This window comes from Micromonospora sp. DH13 (assembly GCF_020873825.1).
GTDB lineage: Bacteria > Actinomycetota > Actinomycetes > Mycobacteriales > Micromonosporaceae > Micromonospora > Micromonospora haikouensis.
Map to the genome: position 1 here is coordinate 141,663 of NZ_JAHWGR010000005.1, position 13,271 is coordinate 154,933.

At 69.4% G+C, this 13,271-nt stretch carries 11 protein-coding genes, 1 tRNA gene and 1 CRISPR repeat array; of the genes, 7 read left to right on the forward strand and 5 right to left on the reverse strand.

Annotated features, from left to right (window positions below):
* The first annotated feature begins 45 nt into the window (after positions 1-45).
* The gene (locus tag LPA42_RS06905) at positions 46-1,407 is read left to right on the forward strand and encodes a sporulation protein (protein ID WP_144082487.1); all 1,362 of its coding nucleotides are present in this window, start codon (positions 46-48) and stop codon (positions 1,405-1,407) included.
* A gap of 9 nt (positions 1,408-1,416) precedes the next feature.
* Here LPA42_RS06905 and LPA42_RS06910 read toward each other — a convergent pair whose 3' ends face one another.
* Together LPA42_RS06910 and LPA42_RS06915 are read right to left on the reverse strand one after the other, a co-directional pair.
* Positions 1,417-2,331: a phosphotransferase family protein gene (locus LPA42_RS06910; RefSeq protein ID WP_228986425.1), complete on the reverse strand. Its 915-nt coding sequence runs from the start codon at positions 2,329-2,331 to the stop codon at positions 1,417-1,419.
* Entirely contained in the window at positions 2,324-3,052 is a 729-nt protein-coding gene (locus LPA42_RS06915) for a GntR family transcriptional regulator (RefSeq protein WP_077935202.1), read from the reverse strand. The genes LPA42_RS06910 and LPA42_RS06915 overlap by 8 nt, the downstream gene beginning before the upstream one ends.
* A 317-nt stretch (positions 3,053-3,369) precedes the next feature.
* Positions 3,370-4,557: direct repeats of the CRISPR family, unit length 28 nt; unit sequence CTGTTCCCCGCGCACGCGGGGGTGATCC.
* 109 nt (positions 4,558-4,666) lie between these two features.
* Here LPA42_RS06915 and LPA42_RS06920 point away from each other — a divergent pair.
* The 4 genes from LPA42_RS06920 to LPA42_RS06935 all read left to right on the forward strand — a co-directional run bounded on the left by LPA42_RS06920 (position 4,667) and on the right by LPA42_RS06935 (position 6,159).
* Positions 4,667-4,743: transfer RNA gene (locus LPA42_RS06920), tRNA-Ser, on the forward strand.
* An 83-nt stretch (positions 4,744-4,826) separates the two neighbouring features.
* A complete protein-coding gene (locus tag LPA42_RS06925; RefSeq protein WP_077935201.1) occupies positions 4,827-5,093 on the forward strand; it encodes a hypothetical protein in 267 nt (88 codons plus the stop codon).
* Positions 5,090-5,482, forward strand: a complete 393-nt coding sequence (locus LPA42_RS06930) for a type II toxin-antitoxin system VapC family toxin (RefSeq protein WP_052503557.1) — start codon at positions 5,090-5,092, stop codon at positions 5,480-5,482. Before LPA42_RS06925 ends, LPA42_RS06930 begins: the two co-directional genes overlap by 4 nt.
* A 143-nt stretch (positions 5,483-5,625) precedes the next feature.
* A complete protein-coding gene (locus LPA42_RS06935; protein WP_043960821.1) occupies positions 5,626-6,159 on the forward strand; it encodes a YbhB/YbcL family Raf kinase inhibitor-like protein in 534 nt (177 codons plus the stop codon).
* 108 nt (positions 6,160-6,267) lie between these two features.
* Here LPA42_RS06935 and LPA42_RS06940 read toward each other — a convergent pair whose 3' ends face one another.
* Complete coding sequence (locus LPA42_RS06940) at positions 6,268-6,978, reverse strand: class I SAM-dependent methyltransferase (RefSeq protein ID WP_043960820.1); 711 nt, start codon at positions 6,976-6,978, stop codon at positions 6,268-6,270.
* 211 nt (positions 6,979-7,189) lie between these two features.
* On the opposite strand from LPA42_RS06940, the gene LPA42_RS06945 reads away from it, so the two are divergent.
* Positions 7,190-9,040, forward strand: coding sequence for a hypothetical protein (locus LPA42_RS06945; RefSeq protein ID WP_228986426.1), 1,851 nt, complete (start codon positions 7,190-7,192; stop codon positions 9,038-9,040).
* A gap of 109 nt (positions 9,041-9,149) precedes the next feature.
* Here the strand turns inward: LPA42_RS06945 and LPA42_RS06950 are convergent, their stop codons facing one another.
* On the reverse strand, positions 9,150-9,932 hold the full coding sequence (locus LPA42_RS06950) for an IucA/IucC family C-terminal-domain containing protein (protein ID WP_077935200.1): 783 nt from the start codon (positions 9,930-9,932) through the stop codon (positions 9,150-9,152).
* A gap of 403 nt (positions 9,933-10,335) precedes the next feature.
* Here LPA42_RS06950 and LPA42_RS06955 point away from each other — a divergent pair, with 403 nt between their 5' ends.
* Positions 10,336-11,868 carry a peptide deformylase gene (locus LPA42_RS06955; RefSeq protein ID WP_077935195.1) on the forward strand — a complete coding sequence of 511 codons (1,533 nt, stop codon included), beginning with the start codon at positions 10,336-10,338 and terminating at the stop codon, positions 11,866-11,868.
* Between the two features lie 236 nt (positions 11,869-12,104).
* Here LPA42_RS06955 and LPA42_RS06960 read toward each other — a convergent pair whose 3' ends face one another.
* Entirely contained in the window at positions 12,105-13,223 is a 1,119-nt protein-coding gene (locus LPA42_RS06960; RefSeq protein WP_077935194.1) for a globin domain-containing protein, read from the reverse strand.
* Positions 13,224-13,271: the final 48 nt, after the last annotated feature.

Consider the following 13,271-nt stretch of genomic DNA (forward strand, 5'->3'; position numbering starts at 1 on the left):
GTACACACTTGACTGCGGAGAGAGTTCGATCACTGGGGAGGTGGCGTGCCCAACGAGCTGCTTGTGCAGGCGCTCGCACGAGCCGGTTGGTCCAACAAGGGCTGCGCAGCCCGACTCCGGGCCTTCGGCGAGGCCAGGGGAGTTGCGGTCCGTTGCACCCACGTCGATGTGCGCCGCTGGCTAGATGGCGTGCAACCTCGGCCTCAGACCGCCGTTCTCATTGCCGAAGCGCTCAGTGACGCCCTGGGGGCGATGCTGACACCCTCCATGCTGGGCTTCGATTATCAAGCACGCGGCGCGTTGTCAATCGAGTCGCTCCACTACGCCGACGCATTGCCTGATACCTACCGCAGCTTGACCAGCACGGCCGAGCATGACATTTCCGGTTCTATTGAGCTCCAAAAGGCGGCAGCGGTATCAAGCGCGTGGACCGGCCCACTCATGGCATGGCTTCTGTCTCGCCCTGAATCTGTGCCCGTTAACGCGACGAGCCGTCGGGTAGGAATGGCCGAGGTGGCCGCCGTCTGCTCAACCATCAAATTATTCATGAACCTAGACTTTCAATTCGGCGGTGGCCACGCCCGGACGGCCCTCGCGCAGTACTTCCGGCATGACGTGCTGCCTTTGCTCGACGGCAGTTATTCGGAGAGCGTTGGGCGAAAATTGTTCTCGGCGGCGGCCGAGGTAGCGCAGCTTCTCGGTTGGACGGCCTACGATCTCGGCCAACATGGCTTGGCTCAGCGCTACCTGATTCAAGGTCTTCGCCTTGCTCAGGCGGGTGGCGATCGCGTAATGGGCGGTCGCCTACTCGCCAACATGAGTCATCAAGCCAACTATCTAGGACACCATCAGGAAGCGGCGCAACTTGCGCGTGCCGCGCAAGAGGGCACCCGAGGTGTAGCGAGCGCAACCGTCTCGGCCATGTTCCTTGCAATGGAGGCGCGGGCGCGAGCCGGGGCCGGTGACAGCCGTAGTTGTGCGAGTGTCCTACATGAGGCGGAAAGCATGTTCAATCGTCGTGTTTCCTGCGACGATCCGCCTTGGATCTACTACTTCGATGAAGCCGAAATGGCGGGCGAGGCTGCCCACTGTTTCCGAGATCTGCGCTCGCCTGCACAGGCGTTGGAATTTGTGTCGCAGGCTATCGAGCTTACCGATCCTGCCTACGTTCGTACTCATGCCTTTATCAGGCTCGTAAACGCGGCAAGCTGTTTGCACACACCCACCCCCGATGTGGGGAAGGCTGCTGAGGTGGCGCTTGAGGCAATTCACCTTGCTGGGGCGCTCAAGTCGGAGCGCTATCTACGCTACGTGAGAGACCTCCGGTCCGACTTCACGCCGTATACGGGCAGCGCAGAGGCTAAGCGAGCGCTGGCCATGTTCGACGCGGTATTGGCCGGTCGGTAGCCAAGTTCCCTAGAATGGCTGCCACTGCGACCTTGCTGTCGGGCGACGCAACGTGGCTAGCCGCCTGTCGAATTCCTCTGCGTGCAAGTCGCTTTCGCCCACGTTCTGCATCAGCCAGGTTGTCATTTTGAACAGGTTGATATCGCGAAGAATCTGGAAGCCACTCCATTCTCGCACATCCGCTCCGTACGCCTCGCAGAATGCGTGGTAGTCCTCTGGGCTATGCCAGCCGATCTCGTATTCAGTGGCAGTGACGGACAGGTCTACCTCAGGCGGCCCGAAGCAGAACGCCTCAAAGTCGATCAGGATTGCCTCGTTGTCAGGGGTGCAGATTAGATTCTTGACATGTGCGTCTCCGTGCAGCGCGACCGGAGGACTTGGAAACGAAAGTGCGGCGTACGCCGTTCTTAGGTTGCCTAGGCGGGAGTGAAGGAAATTTAGTACTTCCGGCGAGACATTCGCTGCTTTACTCAGTCGGTCACCGACGCGACCAAAGATGTCGAGTCTTGGGAGCCCAACGGCGTCGTCAATTCCGCAGTCGTGGACAAGGCGAAGCGCTGCGCCCAAGGCGCTTGCGGAAGCCTTGTCGCCGGTATCAGCAACTTTTCGCCAGAACGTCACGGGGTGCGCACCTACAAGGATTGGCTGCTCTACCGGATAGAGGCGAGCGGCGGGCACCTCGCAACGCTCCAGCCATCGGGCGACACGGACTTCTTTCTCAGCATCCCTTAAGTGGCCCCTGCTGCGAGCGATGCGAACGACGAGAGAAGGATGCTGAACGGAGAAGATCGCATTCTCTCCCAGCCTCATCAGCGTCGCATTGGTCGATGAAGCGCCAACGACGGAACAGGCTTCCCTAAGAACAAGTGCCGCCGCTGTTGAACTGAATGGTTGCGATGCTTCCCTAGTTGTCAATTCATCCATCCGAGGTAGTGTTGTTCCCCAAGACTATGCGAGGCCTGCCCGGCAGCCTCACGATTAAGCCATTGGACTCTAGAATATCCAATGCGCGGCGAACCGTGCTGCGTGCTACGCTATAGCGCCAGGAAAGGTGTTTCTCGGCAGGAAGTTCGGTGCCGGCTGGGAAATTGCCGGCACGAATCTCCCCTTCTAAGGATCGCGCTACCTCCTCCGCACGATTCTTAATCTCGCTACTCTCGTGAGGTGACGTGACGAAGCGGCCCCGGCCCGGGATCGTGGTGGTAAATCCGCCCCTGTCGAGAATCAGGAGCGCTTGACGAGATGTGCCGCGCGCAACCCCGTATCGTTCGCTTAGTGATGCCTCGCTGTCGACCCTCTCACCGGCCGCTAGTCGTCCGCTTTGGATCTCCGCTCGGATCTCCGCAGCGATCGACTCGGCGCGGCTCGCGACTCGCGGTTGCCCCTGATCCTCGGCCTTCACGAAGCGGCCCCGACCGGCAACCGACTCGATTAGCCCCTCAGCCTCCAATGCGCCCAGGGCGCGACGTGCCGTCACTCTGGACACGGCCCAACGCCTGCATACCTCCGACTCGGGAGGCAGCGCCGCTCCGGGTGCTAGCTCCCCGGCTTGGATCGACTCTCGCAGGGTCTGGGCGATCTCGCGATAGCCGGCACCTGGGATGCCTCCGGTCTTCACAGGTCTCCTCGCTGTCGTCGGGTGCATAGATCAGGCTATGCACCCGACGACTGGGCGGCCACCTTCCGGCGCGCTCGCCGGGCGGGTGAGGTGTGACCCGCGTGCCGTATTCGTGTCTCGTGTCCGAGATCACCAGCGTTCGCGCTGGTCAGCGTCCTGAATGACGTGGGATTCCGCTCTTCGGCCGCCGCGCGGCTGTGCGGTCACCGGGGCGCGGGGCGCGCGAAGCGCGGCGAGTCAGCGGTACCTTGTCACCATCAACCGAGCGGCGCGGCGGAGGGATCTTGGTCGGGCAAGTGAATGAAATCGGCATTGTTGATCTTTAGCGGTCCAGGTCAGGAAGTCTGTTCCCCGCGCACGCGGGGGTGATCCCAGGCCGTCGTCGCCGCAGCAGCCGCCGTCGGTCTGTTCCCCGCGCACGCGGGGGTGATCCCGACTACGAGCGGGTCGCTATGTTCGCCGTAGTCTGTTCCCCGCGCACGCGGGGGTGATCCGTCGATCGGTGTCATCGACTTCGTCGTTAAGGGCTGTTCCCCGCGCACGCGGGGGTGATCCTGGCCGGCATCTTGGCCTGCAACACCGCCAGGTCTGTTCCCCGCGCACGCGGGGGTGATCCATGCCTAGGGGGCAGCCTGCCGCGCATCACCACCTGTTCCCCGCGCACGCGGGGGTGATCCGAATGCTAGCCCCGCGTACATCAAGTGCGATCGCTGTTCCCCGCGCACGCGGGGGTGATCCCGGAGGCCTGCCGTGGCGTTCAGCGACGAGCAGCTGTTCCCCGCGCACGCGGGGGTGATCCCGCGGAGCCGGAGAAGACCATCATCCGGGTGTCCTGTTCCCCGCGCACGCGGGGGTGATCCCAGGGCCAGCGCGATCGGCGAGGCGGTGCCCAGCTGTTCCCCGCGCACGCGGGGGTGATCCCTTGCCACGGTCACCGGCGCATTCGGGAAGATCCTGTTCCCCGCGCACGCGGGGGTGATCCGTCACCGTGGCCGGCGACCACCGCGCAGCTCGGCTGTTCCCCGCGCACGCGGGGGTGATCCGTACGGCGCGGACTGGTGGACGTTCGATGAGACCTGTTCCCCGCGCACGCGGGGGTGATCCGTACGCGGGCGACCCCTCGGCCCCGTCGTGCGACTGTTCCCCGCGCACGCGGGGGTGATCCGACGAGGCGGTGATCCCACTGTCCAAGCTCGCGCTGTTCCCCGCGCACGCGGGGGTGATCCCCAGGGAGGCGCGGCCGTGTCGTCGCTCCATCGCTGTTCCCCGCGCACGCGGGGGTGATCCCCACGCCTGGTAGTCGATGCCGCCGTCGCGCAGCTGTTCCCCGCGCACGCGGGGGTGATCCGGCGTACAAGGACGCCGACGGGCAGGGCAAGAACTGTTCCCCGCGCACGCGGGGGTGATCCCACGCCGTCGGGGTCGGGGATCGGCGCGTAGTGCTGTTCCCCGCGTACGCGGGGGTGATCCCTAGATTGCGCCCCAGTCCACCGGGACGGTCTGGCTGTTCCCCGCACACGCGGGGGTGATCCGGACTACACGTCCGGGGCGACCGAAGGTGAGCGCTGTTCTCCGCGCTCTACCTTCGTTCCCTCCATGTCGTGTATGTGTCGGCTGTCGCCGATCAGGTTTCGTTGGTGCAGGTCAGCCCCGTGTGACTCTCGGTCTTGAAAACCGGTAAGGCAGCGATGTCTTCGTGGGTTCGAATCCCACACCCTCCGCCTCCTGAGCAGCGGAAACACCCATGAAGGGGTGCCGAGGCACGATGTGGTGGCCCGCCATATCGCGGTATGGTGATTGTATGGCTTCTAGGAAGATCACCGTCACCCTCCCCGAAGAGTTGGTCGAAGCGCTCGGCGCGGCCGCTAGTGAGGATGGGGTGCCGCTGTCGAGGCTGGTCGCCAGCGCAGCGGAGAGCGAACTCCGGCGGCGGGTGGGTCGACGGTTGGTCGCGGAGTGGCAAGCCGAGCATGGAGCGTTCACGGTGGAGGAACTCGCCGCAGCGCGCGCCGAGATGGCCGCCGCCGACGCCCAGGCGCTCGGTGCCGCAGGGCAAGCTGCCGCGTGAGCATTCCCTACGTCTACGACGCCGGGGTGCTGCTCGCGATCGACGGCAACGACCGGCGGATGTGGGTTATCCACCACCTGGCCGTGGAGGAGGGGCGACGCCTGCTCATCCCGTCCGTCGTGGTGGGCCAGGCGTGGCGCGATGCCCGTCGGCAGGTCCAGCTCGGCCGGTTCCTGCACAGTTGCGAGGTCGTTCCGGTCGGGGTCGAGCTGGCGAAGGCGGCCGGTGTCCTGTGCGGCAAGGCGGGCACGCGTGACGTGGTCGACGCCTGCGTGGTCAATGTTGCCCTGGCCTGCGGTGGCATCGTGTTCACCAGCGACCCCGAGGACATCGCGCAACTGTCGGCGGCCGCAGACGTCAAGCCCGGGTTGGTCATCCGCCGCCTCTGATGGTGGATGCAGACACCGTCGCGTCAAGGGCTTTGCAGGCAGCGCGACGATAAGGGACCGAAAGCGTGCCGGTGGTCGATAGGCGGGACGTCGCGGGGTAAGAAGGGGCGCAGGAAATCGCGCCCACCGGAAGGACCATCCCGATGTCCCTGGAACGACCGATCGCCCCGGACCCGTACGAGCTGCTGCCCACCGTCGCGTCGTTCGCCCTGACCAGCGACGACGTGCACAACGGCGAGCCGATGGACGCCCGGTACGCCCACGGCAGCGTCGGCGGCGAGAACGTCTCGCCTCACCTGGCCTGGTCGGGCTTCCCGGCCGAGACCAAGAGCTTCGTGGTCACCTGCTTCGACCCGGATGCGCCGACCGGCAGCGGCTTCTGGCACTGGGTCCTGGTCGACGTGCCCGCCTCGGTGACCGAGCTGCCCCGGGGCGTCAAGGAGGCCGACCTGGGCGGCGCGTTCAGCGTCCGCAACGACTACGGCGACACCGGGTTCGGTGGGGCCGCCCCGCCCGCTGGCGACCGCCCGCACCGGTACGTCTTCGCCGTGCACGCGGTCGACGTCGAGCGCCTCGACGTGGGCGCGGGGGCGAGCTGCGCGTACGTGGGCTTCAACCTGGCCTTCCACACCCTGGCCCGGGCGGTGATCCGCCCGACGTACCAGGTCAAGGACTGACCCAGCCCCACCCGTTCCCGCGATCTTGCACTTGGGGCCCGCCGCTCGCGGCCTTTGCCCGTTCTGTCGGGGCCCTAAGTGCAAGATCGCTGCAGGAGGGGGTTCGGGTCAGGCGGGGACCCGGGCGACGGCGAAGACGGACTGGCCGAACGGGGGGCGGACCAGTTGCTCGGCGGCCTTGGTCGCCGGGAGGACCAGGGTGTCGTAGACCTTGACCATCGGGCCCTCCTTCGGCATCAGCCGGAAGACCTTGGTCGCCATGAAGTAGCCGATCAGGCCGAGCGCGTTCGCGTAGTGGATCTTCTCCACGGTCAGGCCGGCCTCGGTCATCGCGGCGGCCAGGGTCTTCTTCGTGTACCGCCGGACGTGGCCGGTGGCGATGTCCGCCGGGCTCATCGCGAACTCGAACGCCGGCACGATGATGATCACGTTGCCGCCGGGCCGGACCAGGTCGCGCATGCTGCGCAGCGCGCCCACGTGGTCCTCGATGTGCTCCAGCACGTTGTACGAGACGGCGGCGCTGTAGTCCCCGCGCTCGGAGTGCGGCAGCAGCATCTGCCGCACCTCGATGGTCGGCTGCTCGGCGAGGCGCTCCTTCAGCGCGATCAGCCGATCCGGGTCGGCCTCGGTGGCCGTGAACCGGGGAAGGTGCGCCGACCACTCCAGGGCGTAGTCGCCCAGCCCGCTGCCGATCTCGATAGGGTTGTCACCGAGGTGCGGGACGGCCAGTTCGACGAACCACCTGCGGTGGTTGACCGCCGTCGCGAGCCCCTCAAGGACCTCGGACTGGACTCGCTGATCCCCAGTGATATCTGCCATGCGTCGATTCCTCACGGTGTGACTCGACCTGCCCCGGGACCGACAGAGTGAACCATCCGAAGCGGACGGCGGGGAAATCGGGGCACCGAAGTGGCCGAATTGCGGTCGGGGGTGGGCACGAGATCGGCGGTCGGCGAACCCGGCACATAGTACGCCAGTCCCCAGAAACATGTCACGTCAGTGCCAAACCCTGACTACTCTACGAATTGTCATGACTACTAATCAATCGGGCCGCCCCGACGGCGAGGCCGGGGGCGGCGGGGGCGGCTCCCCGGCGCAGGACGCCCGCGAAGAGCGGCGGGCCGGTGCTGCGGCGACCCGTCGGGGCCGCTGGACGGACGCCGCCGCCGTGCTCAGCTTCGCGCTGATCGCGTTCTGGGTGACGCTGCGCTTCTGGTCGAACCCGGCGCACGGGGTGCGGGACAACCGATCCGATCAGGCGCTCTTCGAATGGATGCTGGCGCACGGCGCGCGCGTGGTGACCGATTTCGCATACCCGTTCGGTTCGGACCGGATGAACGTGCCGGACGGCGTGAATCTGATGGCTAATACATCCGTATTGTCCATTTCATTGCCAATGACGCCGGTCACCGTCCTGTTCGGTCCGCGTACTGCATTCCTGGTCTTTCTCACCGGCGGCATGATCGCCACCGCGACCGCCTGGTACTTCGTGCTCTCCCGGGTGCTGATCGGCGCCCGGGGGCCGGCCTGGCTCGGTGCCGGCTTCTGCGCCTTCGCCCCCGCGATGGTGTCGCACGCCAACGCCCACCCCAACATCGTCAGCCAGTTCGTCGTGCCGCTCATCGTCTGGCGCACCCTGCGGCTGGCGGACGGGGGCCGGTGGCTGCGCAACGGCGTGCTGCTCGGCCTCGTGATCGTCTGGCAGGCGTTCATCAACCTGGAGATCCTGCTGATGACCGCGATCGGGCTCGGCGTCGTGGTCGTCGCGCTCGCCCTCGGCCGGCCCGACCTGCGCCGGCAGGCCCGGCCCTTCCTCGCCGGCCTCGCGGTCGCCGCCGTCCTCTCCGCCGCCCTGCTGGCCTACCCGCTCTATGTGCAGTTCTTCGGCCCCGGCGCCTACGAGGGGTTGTCCCGGCTGATCCGCGGCTACCGCACCGACCTGGCCGCGTTCACCGCGTTCGCCCGCGAGTCGGTCGCGGGGAACCCGGAGGCCAACCGGGAGCTGGTGAAGAACCCCACCGAGGAGAACGGCTTCTTCGGCTGGCCGCTCGTCGTGCTGGTGGGCGCGATCGTGTGGTGGCTGCGGCGCAGCCCCGTGGTGCTCGGCCTTGCTGCGGTCGGCCTCCTCTTCGCCGTCCTCTCGCTCGGCCGCGAGATCCAGTTCGAGGGCCGGGCCACCGGCGTCGCCGGCCCTTGGGCCGCGCTGGAGGACCTGCCGATCCTGCACTCCGTGGTGCCGACCCGGTGGGCGCTGGCGACCGTACCGATCGTCGGGGTGCTGCTCGCGCTCGGCGCGGACCGCGCCCGCCGGCTCGCCCGGGACCACCCCGCCGCCCGGCCGCAGATCCGCTTCGCCACCGCCACCGTGCTGACCATGGCGCTGCTCCCCGCGTTCCCCACCCCGCTGCCCTCGGCCCGCCTCGACCCCGTGCCCGAGTTCGTCACCTCCGGCGCCTGGCGTCCGTACGTGGCCGGCGGCCGCAGTGTGGTCACCCTGCCACTGCCCGACACCGACTACCCGGACCCGCTGCGCTGGTCGGCGGCCACCGGGCTGGACCTGCCGCTGGCGCGCGGCTACTTCCTCGGGCCGGACACCCGCCCCCGGGCACCGGAGGGGCGGATCGCCCTGTTCACCGCGCCGCCCCGCCCCACCAGCAGCTTCTTCATCACCATCCGGCGCACCGGCCAGGTGCCCCCGGTCACCCCGCTGACCCGGGTGAGCGCCGTGGACGATCTGCGGTACTGGCGGGCGGGGGTGGTCGTGCTCGGCCCGCACGAGCACGCCGACGCGCTGCGCCGGGGCATGACCGAGCTGACCGGCATCCGCCCCACGTACACCGGCGGGGCCTGGGTGTGGGACGTCCGCCCGCTGACGAACTGAAGCCCGGCGGCGGCCGGCCGGAGAGCGCGGTCTGCCGGAGAGCGCGGGCGGTTGGCGAGCGGGGGCGGTTGGTGGGCGCGGGCGGGGGGCCAGCGGAGGCGGCGGCGGGTCAGGCGGTGCGGAGGCAGCAGCCCTGGCAGACCTTGGGCCGGGGCAGCGTGAACGCGAGGCAGCAGGTGCGGCGCTGGACCGTCGGCTCGCCGGCCGGGCCGGGCACCAGCTCGACCAGGTCCGCCAGGTCGAGCGCGCCGAGCAGCGTCTCCACGTGCCGGGCCGCGGGGCCGGGCAGCGCGTCGGCCGCCCGCAGGACGCCGTGCGCGATGCCGGAGGCGACGGAGCCGAGCAGCGTACGGGCGCCGATGCGGACCTCGGCCTGGATGGCGGCGACCAGCGGGGCGAGGTGGGCGTCGAGCAGCGAGGCGCGAAGCGCGGCCAGCAGCGCGGCCTCGTCGGCGACGACCCGGATTTCGGGGAGCCCCGCGAGGGCCAGCGGGTCGCCGGGGAGCACCGCGACGGTGGTCGACCGGCGCAGCCCGAGGGTGACCAGCGGGCGATGGTCCTCAAAGTGGATCAACACGTCGGCGGGGTCGAGCAGCGGCACCCTGCGGGCCGCCGCCCAGCCGAGGACGGCCGGCAGGGCCGCCCAGTAGCTGTACGACTTCCAGGCCAGGGCGGCGCAGGCGTGCGGGGTGCTGCCCCAGCGCAGCGCGGCGGCCGCGAGCAGCTCGGGCAGCCGGCTGCCGTCGACGAGGGTGGTGGCCGGGGCCCAGCCGAACCGGTCGTCGGTGACGAGCAGCCCCGGGGCGAGACCGGGCAGGTCGTCGGTGCCGAACATGGCGCGCAGGGTGGCGGTCACCGGGGCGAGCGGCGTCGCGGTCTCCCGCGTGGGCAGCACCGCTGTCACCTGATCCCCCCCCCGCCTCTGCGCCCGCCGGACACGCCGGCAAGTGAACTAAGGCTAGCCTAACCATCCCGATCGGATAAGGAAAGCCTCACCTGGGTGCTGGAGGGAGGCTCCGGTCACTCCGGCGGCCCGTCGACCGGGAGGGTCATGCGCCGCTACTACCCGGCCCGGGGCGGCGGAAACGCGAGGCCCGCGGCCCGGGGTGGCGGTCGAGCCGCAGGGCCGGCGGGCGGAAGCCCGGGGGCGGCGGGAGGTGTGAGGCCGGCACTCGGGTCGCGAAATGATTGACGTTCGTGGGTGAATTGTCAAGTTGAGTGTCGGCAAGATGTCATTCCTGTGCGCGTTCACGTGCGGAACGTGAAACTGATACTCCCCGGCGTTGAGGAAGCTGATGACGACCTCTCCCATCGAGCGGGCCGCGGAGTCGTTCGCGGCCGAACTTGCCCGGCACCGGACCGAGCGGGGGCTGTCCAAGAAGCAGCTGGCCACACTGATGGGTTTCGACCCGTCCTACGTCAGCCACGTCGAGGGGCGACGGCACCGACCCACCGAGGACTTCGCCCGCCGGGCCGAGGCCGTCCTGGAGGCCAGCGGCGCGATCTGGCAACGCTTCCGGGAGTACGACGAACTGCGGCACGGCCGCTCCGCCACGCCCGCCCGGGACCACCCCGCCCCCGGCCAGTGGATGCCCCCCGGCACCGGGCTCATCGTCGAACGCGAACAGGCCGTCCTCACCCACACCGACGGCGCCTACCACTGCCTCATCCGCCGGGAGCTCTACAACGCCGGCACCGAACCGGTCACCCGCTACCTCGTCCGGGTCGCCGTCGACCGCTACCCCAACGACCCGGGCCGGTCCAACCGGCACCACCGGGAGCACCCGCTCACCTTCGCCGAGCTGCAACTGCGGGCGCACCGCGACGACGGCGGCGGGCAGCCCGAGCCGATGCACTGGCGGGCCAAACACGACCGGGACGCGTTCAAGGAGATCTGGCTGCTCTTCGAGAACGACGAGGGCCGGTTCCCGCTCTACCCCGGCGACCGGGTCACCATCGAATACGCGTACCAGGTCGGCCGCGAGAAGTGGGGCCCCTGGTTCCAGCGCGCCGTACGCCTGCCCACCCGGCACCTGGCGGTGCGGCTGGACCTCCCCGCGGAGCTGGACCCCCAGGTCTGGGGGCTGGAGACCTCGCTCTCGGCGGAGGAAGGGCCGCTGCGCCGCCCTGTCGTCCGACACGACCGCGCCGACCGGGCCGTCTTTGACTGGGCGACGGAGGACCCGCCGCTCAACGCCCGGTACCGGCTGCAGTGGCGGTTCCGCAGCCGCCCGCCCGACTCCGACCCGGGCGGCCCGGCCGGCGTCGCCCGGGTGCGGGCCAGCGACCGGATGCGCGGGCTCGGCATCGTCCAGCGCGGCGCGGACCTGCTCCGCCAGCCCAGCCGCCAGTTCGACCTGCCCGCCGAGGAGGGGATCGCCCGGGAGGTCGTCGAACGGCTCGGCTCGGCGCTCGTCCGCCTCGACGAGCTGCACCCGTTCAGCAAGGGCGTCGGCATCGCCGCGCCGCAGCTCGGCCTCGCCTGGGCCGCCGCCGTCGTACGCCCGCCCGACCGGGCCGCCGAGCCGGTGGTGCTGCTCAACCCCCGGGTCGTCGACTCGTCCCCCGAGACCGACGAGCAGTACGAGGGCTGCCTCTCCTTCTTCGACCACCGCGGGTTGGTGCCCCGGCCGCTGCGCATCGACGTCGAACACGCCCAGTGGGACGGCGCCCGCCTCATCACCTCGTTCGAGTTCGCCATGGCCCGGCTCGTGGCACACGAGATCGACCACCTGGAAGGCCGCCTCTACGTCGACCGGATGACGCCCGGCGTGCCGCTGGTGCCCGTCGAGGAATACCGCGAGACCGGCACCCCCTGGCGGTACTGAGCCGAGGCGACCCCGGACGGGGCGCCGGGTGACTTCGCGCCGAGGCGGGCACGGCATCCCTGGCCGAGGCGGGGTGACCTCGCGCCGGAACGGGCCCGGGCCGAGAGGGGGACCGGGTCGCGTGCCCCAGGGGGCGGGGGCACGCGACCCGGTCTTTTTCGGGGGGAGGAAAGCTTCTCTGCCGCCGACCCCGCCCGGCTTGCCGACCGGGCGGGGAACGACGGCTGCCGGCCGACCTACAGGTCGCCGAAGGTGTCGTACCGGATGTTCGGCGGCGGGACCTCGTCCTCCGCGAGGGCTCGCAACGTCGACCGGACCATCCGGGCCGAGCCCGAGACGTAGCAGTCGTGGGTCGTCCACGGGCCGTAGCGGGTGATCACATCGGAGATGTCACCCCGCTCGCCGTCGAAGTCCGGCTCATCGCTGCACGCCGGCGTCACCGACAGCCACGGGTGGGCCTCCACCAGCTCGCGGAGCCCGGCCAGCCCGTACAGGTCGGCGGCGTGGCGGGCACCGTAGAAGATGTGCACCCAGCGGGTTCGGTTCCAGCCGGCCAGCTCCTCCACCAGCGCCTTGATCGGGGCCAGCCCCACCCCGCCGGCGACGCAGAGCACGTCCCGCTCGGAGTCGCGGTCCAGGACCATCGAACCCATCGGCGCGGCCACGCGCAGCAGGTCGCCCGGCCTCGTGCGCCGCACCAGCGCCCCGGAGACCCAACCGGCCCCCGGGGGCGTACGGACGTGGAACTCCAGGACGTTGTCGTCGTTCGGGGCGTTCGCCACCGAGTACGTCCGCCACACCCGGGGCAGGTGCCGGGGCACCTCGACGCTGACGTACTGGCCGGCCCGCCACCGCAGCGGATGCTGGAGGGCGCGCACCGTCAACACCGCGGTGTCCTGCCCGTGCCGCTCGTGGGTCAACACCTCCGCGTGCCAGAACGGCGGATTGTCGTCCGCCGCCGCCCCGGCCAGCATCTTCGCCGAGATCGCCCCGTACGCGTCCCGCCAGGCCTGGTCGTACTCCAGGTTCCAGCCGTCGCCGGCGGTGCTGCGCAGCGCGTCCAGCAGCGCGACACCCATCGTCTCGTAGTGCGCCGCGTCGACGTGGTATTTCCGGTGGTCCCGGCCGAGCGAGCGAAGATACTCGTCGAAGCTCTCCGGATCGTCCACCACCTGGGTCGCGGTGACGATCGCGTCGAGGATGCGGTCACCCTGGCCGGTCATCTCGACCGGGAAGAGCGGACGCAGCGCGGGGTCGAGGAGGAAGAGCCGGGCGTAGAAGTGACCGCTCAGCCGGTCCCGGTCCTCCTCGACCAGGGTCCAGCTCTCCTTCAGCAACCGCGCGACATGGTCCACGGGGGCGCTCCTCCTGACGGCGGATCGGGCTGACGGCGATCGGGCACC

What these genes read in the sequence shown, in the direction of transcription:
- LPA42_RS06925 (WP_077935201.1), top strand. Translation starts at nt 4,827, where the DNA reads ATGGCTTCTAGGAAGATCACCGTCACCCTCCCCGAAGAGTTGGTCGAA.
- LPA42_RS06935 (WP_043960821.1), top strand. Translation starts at nt 5,626, where the DNA reads ATGTCCCTGGAACGACCGATCGCCCCGGACCCGTACGAGCTGCTGCCC.
- LPA42_RS06945 (WP_228986426.1), top strand. Translation starts at nt 7,190, where the DNA reads ATGACTACTAATCAATCGGGCCGCCCCGACGGCGAGGCCGGGGGCGGC.
- LPA42_RS06915 (WP_077935202.1), bottom strand. Translation starts at nt 3,052, where the DNA reads ATGCACCCGACGACAGCGAGGAGACCTGTGAAGACCGGAGGCATCCCA.
- LPA42_RS06940 (WP_043960820.1), bottom strand. Translation starts at nt 6,978, where the DNA reads ATGGCAGATATCACTGGGGATCAGCGAGTCCAGTCCGAGGTCCTTGAG.
- LPA42_RS06955 (WP_077935195.1), top strand. Translation starts at nt 10,336, where the DNA reads ATGACGACCTCTCCCATCGAGCGGGCCGCGGAGTCGTTCGCGGCCGAA.
- LPA42_RS06910 (WP_228986425.1), bottom strand. Translation starts at nt 2,331, where the DNA reads ATGGATGAATTGACAACTAGGGAAGCATCGCAACCATTCAGTTCAACA.